Source organism: Methylobacterium sp. (genome assembly GCF_028290105.1).
Taxonomy (GTDB): Bacteria; Pseudomonadota; Alphaproteobacteria; order Rhizobiales; family Beijerinckiaceae; genus Methylobacterium.
The window spans coordinates 1-8,022 of record NZ_JAQGKL010000191.1; the positions used below are offsets into that span (position 1 = coordinate 1).

General features: G+C 70.2%; 6 protein-coding genes. 1 reads left to right on the plus strand and 5 read right to left on the minus strand.

Annotation, left to right across the window (positions count from 1 at the left end; translation table 11 throughout):
* Positions 1–1,977: hypothetical protein (locus tag JWQ05_RS13845; protein WP_299659207.1), on the plus strand; the 1,977-nt coding region annotated here is incomplete at its 5' end.
* Positions 1,978–1,990: 13 nt separating this feature from the next.
* Here the strand turns inward: JWQ05_RS13845 and JWQ05_RS13850 are convergent.
* The 5 genes from JWQ05_RS13850 to JWQ05_RS13870 form a co-directional block, all read right to left on the minus strand.
* Complete coding sequence (locus tag JWQ05_RS13850; protein WP_299659210.1) at positions 1,991–2,881, minus strand: alpha/beta hydrolase; 891 nt, start codon at positions 2,879–2,881, stop codon at positions 1,991–1,993.
* A 41-nt stretch (positions 2,882–2,922) separates the two neighbouring features.
* The gene (locus JWQ05_RS13855) at positions 2,923–3,426 is read right to left on the minus strand and encodes a GNAT family N-acetyltransferase (protein WP_299659213.1); all 504 of its coding nucleotides are present in this window, start codon (positions 3,424–3,426) and stop codon (positions 2,923–2,925) included.
* Positions 3,423–4,526, minus strand: a complete 1,104-nt coding sequence (locus JWQ05_RS13860; protein ID WP_299659216.1) for a microcin C ABC transporter permease YejB — start codon at positions 4,524–4,526, stop codon at positions 3,423–3,425. The genes JWQ05_RS13855 and JWQ05_RS13860 overlap by 4 nt, the downstream gene beginning before the upstream one ends.
* A 9-nt stretch (positions 4,527–4,535) precedes the next feature.
* On the minus strand, positions 4,536–6,395 hold the full coding sequence (locus JWQ05_RS13865; RefSeq protein ID WP_299659219.1) for an extracellular solute-binding protein: 1,860 nt from the start codon (positions 6,393–6,395) through the stop codon (positions 4,536–4,538).
* Positions 6,392–8,022, minus strand: a 1,631-nt coding sequence (locus JWQ05_RS13870) for an extracellular solute-binding protein (protein ID WP_299659222.1), incomplete at its 5' end; no start/stop codon positions are given. The genes JWQ05_RS13870 and JWQ05_RS13865, both read right to left, overlap by 4 nt.

Consider the following 8,022-nt stretch of genomic DNA (forward strand, 5'->3'; position numbering starts at 1 on the left):
GCCATCCTGCGGGCGCTCGCCCTCGCGCTGGTGCTGCTGGCCATCGCCAACCCGTCGCTGGTGCGCGAGGACCGCGAGCCGGTGAAGGACATCGCCGCCATCGTGGTGGATCGCTCCGGCTCGCAGGGGCTCGGCGACCGTCCGGCCGTGACCGACGCGGTCCGGGCCGAGTTGCAGCGCCGCTTCGGCGCGCTCACCAACATCGAGCCCCGCTTCATCGACGTGCCGGACGCGAAAGACGGCGACGAGGGCACCCAGCTCTTCACCGCCCTGTCGCAGGCGCTCGCCGACGTGCCCGCCGAGCGGCTCGCGGGCGTCGTCATGCTCACGGACGGGGTCGTGCACGACATCCCGGCCTCGGTGGCCGCGCTCGGCCTGAAGGGGCCGCTGCACGTCCTCGTCACCGGGCACCCGGACGAGCGCGACCGGCAGATCAAGCTCATCGAGGCGCCGCGCTTCGGCATCGTCGGGCGCGACCTGACCATCCGCGCCGAGGTGATGGAGCGGGGCGGCACGGGCTCGGCCACCGTCACCGTGCGCCGCGACGGCGAGGAGGTCGGGCGCCGCACCTTCCCCACGGGCCAGCCCTTCTCGCTGACCATGCGGATCGAGCATGGCGGCCCCAACGTGGTCGAGATGGAAGTCGAGCCGCTGCCGGGCGAGCTGACCACGATCAACAACCGCGCGGTCCTGCCCATCGAGGGCATCCGCGAAAAGCTGCGCGTGCTCCTCGTCTCCGGCGAGCCGCACCAGGGCGAGCGCACCTGGCGCAACCTCCTGAAGTCCGACGCCAACGTCGACCTCGTCCACTTCACCATCCTGCGCCCGCCGGAGAAGCAGGACGGCACGCCGATCTCCGAACTCTCCCTGATCGCCTTCCCGACGCGCGAGTTGTTCGTCCAGAAGATCAAGGATTTCGACCTCATCATCTTCGACCGCTCCGCCAACCAGAGCGTGCTGCCCTCGGCCTATTTCGACAACATCGTCCGCTACGTCCGCGAGGGCGGGGCGCTGCTGATCGCGGCGGGGCCGGAATTCGCCTCGTCCACCAGCCTCGCCCGCACGCGACTCGCCTCGATCCTGCCCGGCGAGCCGAACGGGCGCGTGCTCGAACAGCCCTACAAGGCGGCGCTCACCGGCACCGGCACCCGGCATCCCGTCACCCGCGCGCTGCCGGGCTCGGAGGCCTCGCCGCCGGCCTGGGGCGACTGGCTGCGCATCGTCTCGACGCAGGTGAAGCCCGGCATCCAGCCGATCCTGCAGGGGCCGAACGCCCTGCCGCTGCTGGCCCTCTCCCGCGAGGAGAAGGGGCGCGTGGCCCTCCTCACCTCCGACCATGCCTGGCTCTGGGCACGCGGCTACCAGGAGGGTGGCCCCTATCTCGACCTGCTGCGCCGGCTCGGCCATTGGCTGATGAAGGAGCCGGCCCTGGAGGAGGAGGCCCTGCGCGCCCAGACCACGGGGCGCGGGCGCGAGGTCCGCGTCGAGCGCCAGACCATGGCGGAGTCGGCCGAGCCCGTCAGCGTGACCGGCCCGACCGGCTCTCAGCGGACCCTGACCCTGGCGCAGGGCGAGCCCGGCCTGTTCTCGGCGACCTTCGAGGCGACCGAACTCGGCCTGCACACCCTGCGCTCCGGGAGCCTCGTGGCCTTCGTCAGCGTCGGCCCGCCGAACCCGCGCGAACTCGCCGACGTGTTCAGCGACACCGAGCGCCTGAAGGCCCTGGCGGAGGGCACCGGCGGATCGATCCGCCGGCTCGCCGAGGTTGGCGGCGGAACCGCCGTGCCGCGCCTGCAATCCGTGCGCAGCGGGCGCCTGGCCGGCGCCGACTGGATCGGCTTCCGCCCGAGCGACAGCGCCAACATCCGGGGCGTCGAGGTCTATCCGCTGGCGCTGGGCCTCTGGGCCCTCGTCGCCCTCGCCGGTGCGATCCTGGCCATGTGGATGGTGGAAGGGCGGCGCGGCCGGGTTATCTGAGCCCGGCCACGCTTCAGGCCGGCAGGCCCTCGAAGAACCGTGCGATCTCGGCCGCCGCCCGGTCGGGGTCCTCCCGGTGCGGAAAGTGCCCGACGCCTTCGAAGGGCGCGAGGTCCAGATCCGAGAACGTCTCGCCGAGGCGGTCGGTCCAGGCATAGGGGAACAGCGGATCGCGGGTCCCCCAGCGCACGCAGGTCGGGACCGTGATGGGCGCCCGGGTCGGCGCCTCGCCGCGGATCATCGCGAGGCGGCCCGCCTGCGCGCTGACATACCAGTTGAAGCCACCCTGGAGATTGCCGGGGGCCAGGAAGTTGTCGACGAAGGCGTCGAGATCCACGTCGAAAGCGGCCGGGTTGCCGCCGGCCCAGTGGCGCAGGAAATGCCCGATATAGAGCCGGCAGCCCTCGCGCGACGCGCCCACCTGCGCCGCCGCGAACGGCATCACGTGATAGGATTGGTACCAGATCTCGGCCAGCATCTCCGGGGCGGCGAGGCGCGGGCCGATGCCGGGATAGGGGCAGTCGAAGGTGAACAGCCCGGAGAGCCGCTCCGGCGCCGCCCGGCCCAGGGCCTGGATCACATAGGCGCCCACATCGTGGCCGACGATCCCCGCCCGCGCGATGCCGAGCGCGTCGAGGAGCGCCACGATATCGGCGGCATGCACGTCCGCGCCGGCCTTGTCGGAGGGACCGGCCTCGGGCTTCTCGCTGGCGCCAAAACCCCGCAGGTCGGGGGCGATGAGCTCGAACCGGTCGGCGAGGCGCCGCATCACCGGCTCCCAGGTCAGCCAGAATTCCGGCCAGCCGTGCAGCAGCACCAGGGGCCGCCCGCGCCCCAGGCGGGCCACGTGCAGCGCCACCCCGTTCGCCCGGATCGTCTCGTGTCGAATCGCCGTCTCGTCCATCGCGTCGCTTTCCCGAGCGCGCCCCGGCGGCGCGCGCCGGGTCAACGCGTGCGCAGCGCCGTGACGTTCCCCGAGACGGTGCCGGCGGCGCCGGGAACCAGCTCGCGCCAGAGGAAGCGTGCGGGATCGACGGGGGAGGGCGGCACGAGGCGACCGGGCGGAATGGCCGAGAAGCCGAAGCGCCGGTAGTAGGGCGCGTCGCCGATGAGAATGACGAGGCCGTGCCCGGCGGCGATCGCGGCGTCGAGGGCGGCCGTCATCAGGGCGGCCCCGATGCCGCGACCCTCGAAGCTCGGATCGACGGTGAGCGGCCCGAGCACCAGGAGCGGCCCACCGGCCTGCGCCGGGCCGACCCGCACGGAGCCGACGAGGTAGGTCGCGACCAGCGCGGTGAAGCAGAGGTCGGCCACCGGCGCGGTGCCCTCGCGCAGGCGGTAGGCAGTGCGGGCGAAGCGGCCGGGGCCGAAGGCGCGGGCGTGCAGGCGCTCGATGGCTTGCGCGTCGCCCGCGTGCTCGTGCCGGATGACGAGGGGCAGTGCCGTCACGTGGCCCGGGCCGAGAAGTCGATGCGCGGGTCGATCCAGGTGTAGATCATGTCGGAGAGCAGGTTCACCGCGAGCCCGAGCAGGGAAAAGATGTAGAGGGTCGCGAAGACCACCGGGTAGTCGCGCCCGACGATGGAGGTGAAGGACAGGAGCCCGAGGCCGTCGAGGGAGAAGATCGTCTCGATGAGGAGCGAGCCGGTGAAGAAGGCCGAGATGAAGGCCGCGGGGAATCCCGCGATGACGATGAGCATGGCGTTGCGGAAGACGTGCCCATAGAGCACGCGCCGCTCGGACAGGCCCTTCATCCGCGCGGTCAGCACGTATTGCTTGCGGATCTCGTCGAGGAAGGAATTTTTCGTGAGCAGCGTCGAGGTGGCGAAGGCGCCGAGCACCAGTGCGGCGAGCGGCAGGGTCATGTGCCAGGCGTAGTCCACCAGCTTGCCCCAGAGGCTCAGGGTCTCGAAGTTCTCGCTGGTGAGCCCCCGGATCGGGAAGATCTGCACGAAGGAGCCGCCCGCGAACAGGATGATCAGCGCGATGCCGAACAGGAAGCTCGGGATCGCGTAGCCGACGATGACCACCGTCGAGGTCCAGAGGTCGAAGCGCGAACCGTCCCGCACCGCCTTGCGGATGCCGAGCGGAATCGAGATCGCGTAGGAGATCAGCGTCATCCAGAGGCCCAGCGAGATCGACACGGGCAGCCGCTCGCGGATCAGCTGAAGCACCGACACGTCGCGAAAATAGCTGTTGCCGAAATCGAAGCGGACATAGTCCCAGAGCATCTTGGCGAAGCGCTCGGGCGCCGGCTTGTCGAAGCCGAATTGCTGTTCGAGCTTCTTGATGAAGGCCGGGTCGAGCCCCTGCGCGCCGCGATAGCGGGCATTCGCTTCCGATCCGCCGGAACCGCGCGCCGCGCCGCCGAGGTCGCCGGCTCCGCCCGTGACCCGCGAGAGGCTGCCCTCGTTCTGGCCCTGCAACTGCGCCAGCACCCGCTCCACCGGGCCGCCGGGAGCGAACTGCACGATGACGAAGGTGATGAGCATGATTCCGAAGATGGTCGGGACCATGAGCGCCACGCGGCGCAGGATGTAGCCGAGCACGGGCGCCCCTCAGTTCCGGCCGATGCGCCGGGCCTTGGCGGCATCGTACCACCAGACGTTCGGCACGCCGAGATCGTAGGTCGGCCCCTTGGCCGGGCGGCCGTAGACGTCCCAGAGCGCGAGGCGATGGTCGGCCTTGTACCACATCGGCACCCAGTAGCGCCCGGCTCGCAAGGTCCGGTCGAGGGCGCGGGCGGCGTGGACCATGTCCGCGCGCGAGGTCGCCTCCGTGACCTTATCGATCAGGGCGTCGATGGCCGGACTGGCGATGCCCGCGAGGTTGTTGGCGCCCGGCGTGGCAGCGGCGCGGGAACCGTAGGCCTCGCGCAGTTCGGGGCCGGGGGTGAGACCGGAGCCGAAGCGGCGGGCGGTGATGTCGAAGTCGAAATCCTTGACCCGGGCCTGGTACTGCGACGGGTCGACGAGGCGGATGCTGGCGCGGATGCCGATGAGCCCGAGGTTGCGGATGAAGGGCTGCGTCACCGGCTGGAACACCGGGTCGTTGTCGAGGAACTCGACCTCCAGGAGCTTGCCGGAGGGCAGCCGCATCACCCCGCCCTCGCGGGTGCAGCCGGCCTCGCGCAGGAGCGCCACGGCGCGGCTCAACAGGGCGCGGTCCTGGCCCGAACCGTCGGATTTCGCCGGGCTCCAGGCGTCGCCGAACACCTCCGCCGGAAGGTCCCCGCGCATCGGGTCGAGGAGCGCGAGTTCTTCCGGGGAGGGCCGGCCGGTGGCCTTGAGGTCCGAGTTCTCGAAATAGGAGGCCGTGCGTATATAGGCGCCGTACATCAGGTTGGCGTTCGACCAGTCGAAGTCGAAGCACAAGCCGATGGCCTCGCGGATGCGGGGATCGCGAAACGCCTCCCGACGGGTGTTCAGCCACCAGCCCTGCGTGCCCGAGGGGCGGGCATCCGGCACCACTTCCTTGCGGACCCGGCCTTCCTGGGCAGCGGGAAAGTCGTAGCCCGTCGCCCAGACCCGCGCCGTAAACTCCTCGCGGAAGGTGAAGGCGCCGCCCTTGAAGGCCTCGAACGCCACCTGCCGGTCGCGAAAGTACTCGTAGCGGATGGCGTCGAAATTGTTCTGGCCGACATTCACCGGCAGGTCCGCGCCCCAGTAATCCTTGACCCGTTCCAGCTCGATGAAGCGGCCGGCTTCCAGGCGACCGACCTGATAGGGGCCGGACCCCAGGGGCGGCTCGAGCGACGAGGCCTCGAAGTCACGGGCGGCGTAATAGGCCGCCGAGAACACCGGCAGGGTCGCGACGAACAGCGGCAAGTCGCGGCTGCGGCCGGGGGCGAAGCGAAGCACCACCGTGTCGTCGCCTTCGGCCACGATCTCGGTCAGGTCGCGGATCACCTGCGAGATCTCTGGGTGGCCCTTCTGCTTCAGGAGCAGGAACGACGCCGAGACATCGCGGGCGGTGAGGCGCGAGCCGTCGTGGAAACGCGCCTGGGGCCTCAAGACGAAGCGGTAGGTCAGGCCATCCTCCGAGACCTCCACCGAGCGGGCGAGCAGCCCGTAGAGCGCGTCGGGCTCATCGAGCGCCCGCACCATCAGGGAGTCGAAGGTCAGGTTCATGCCGGCGGCGCCGTCGCCGCGCAGGACGTAGATGTTCAGGGTGTTGAAGGTGTCGGAGGCCTGGTTGCCCATCGTGGAGGCGAGCTGCGCCGCGAAGCGCCCGCCGCGCGGGGCGTCCGGGTTGACGTAGTCGAAGTTCGGGAAGTCGGCGGGGTATTTCAGGTCGCCGAAGCTCGACAGGCCGTGGCTGGCGCGGCCCGCGGCCCGGGCTTGGGCTGGCAGGACGAGGGTGGCGGCCAAAGCGCCGCCGCCCGCCACCACCGCACGCCGGGTCGGGCCCGCGCTCAACGGGGCGCCCCGGTCTTGGCCGCCAGCGCCTCGTCGTACCACCAGGTCACGGGAAAGCCCGAGCTGCCGTATTTCGGCAGTGTCGCGGGGTGGCCGAAGCGGTTCCAGCGCAGGGTCCGCGAGACGTTCGAGCCCCATTGCGGCACCACGTAATCGTGGGCGAGCAGGACTCTGTCGAGGGCATGCGTCGCCGCCAGCACGCCGGGGCGGTCAGGCGCATAGATCACCCGCTCCACCAGGGCGTCGATGCCCGGATCCTTGATGCCGATGAGGTTGCGCGAGCCGGGCTTGTCGGCGGCGGCCGAGCCCCAGTACTCGCGCTGCTCGTTGCCCGGCGAGAGGGATTGCGGCCACGAACTCGTGGTGACGTCGAAGTCGAAGGCGCGCAGGCGGTTCTGGTACTGGGCCTGGTCGATCACCCGCAGGTTGCTGCCGATGCCGATGAGCTTCAGTTGCGCGGCGAAGGGCAGGACCACGCGCTCGAACACGCTCTGGAATTCGAGGAACTCGACGGTGAGCGGCTCGCCGCTCTTCACGTCGGTCATCTGCCCGTTGCGGAGCTCGTAGCCCGCCTGCTTCAGGAGGCCGACCGCCTCACGCAGGTTGGCGCGCACGGCCTCGGGCGTTCCGTTGACGGGGTTCGCGTAGGGCGTGGTGAAGACGGAGGCCGGGACCTTGTCCTTGACGCTCTCCAGGATCGCGAGTTCGTCGCCCTGGGGCAGGCCCGAGGCCGCCAGTTCCGAGCCGTAATAGTAGGAGTCGATGCGCTTGTAGAGGCCGAAGAACAGCGAGCGGTTCATCTCCTCGAAGTTCATGGCCAGGTTGAAGGCCCGGCGCACGCGCGGGTCCGCGAACTTGCCCCGGCGAGTGTTGAAGACGAAGGCCTGCATGTTGCCGTTGCCTCGATCCGAAAACTCCTCCTTGATCAGGCGGCCGTCCTTCACCGCGGGGAAGGTATCGTAGGCGGTGGCCCAGTTGCGGGCGACGTTCTCGGCGCGGAAGTCGAACAGGTCGCCCTTCAGCGCCTCGATCAGCACGGTGGAATCGCGAAAATACTCGTTGCGCATCGTGCCGAAATTGTTGCGGCCGACATTCACGGGCAGATCCTTGCCCCAGTAATCCGCCACCCGCTCGTAGGTGGCGCTGCGCCCGGCCTCGAACTTCGCCAAGCGGTAGGGGCCGGAGCCGAGGGGAATCTCCAGCGTGGTCTGCGTCGGGTCGCGGGGCTTGCCCTGCGCGTCCGTGCCCGTCCACCAATGCTTGGGCAGGATGCGAAGCTGGCCCAGCACCTGCGGCAACTCGCGGTTGCCGGCCTCGGAGAAGGTGAAGGTCACCTCGCGCGGGCCCGTGACGGCGGCTCCCGTCACGGTCTGGTAATAGGCCGCATAGAACGGGCTGTTGGCCTTCAGGATGTCGAAGGACCAGACCACGTCCTCGGGCGTCACCGGCTTGCCGTCGTGCCAGCGCGCGCCCTCGCGCAGGCGGTAGGACACCGCCGAAAGGTCGTCGGCGAGCCGCACGCCCTCGGCCAGGAGGCCGTAGGAGGTGAAGGGCTCGTCGGCCGATTCCGTCATCAGCGTATCGTAGATCTGGACGATCCCGCCCTCGAGGTCGCCCTTCAGGCCCG

Coding starts and splice junctions, on each gene's coding strand:
- JWQ05_RS13850 (WP_299659210.1), bottom strand. CDS start 2,881: ATGGACGAGACGGCGATTCGACACGAGACGATCCGGGCGAACGGGGTG.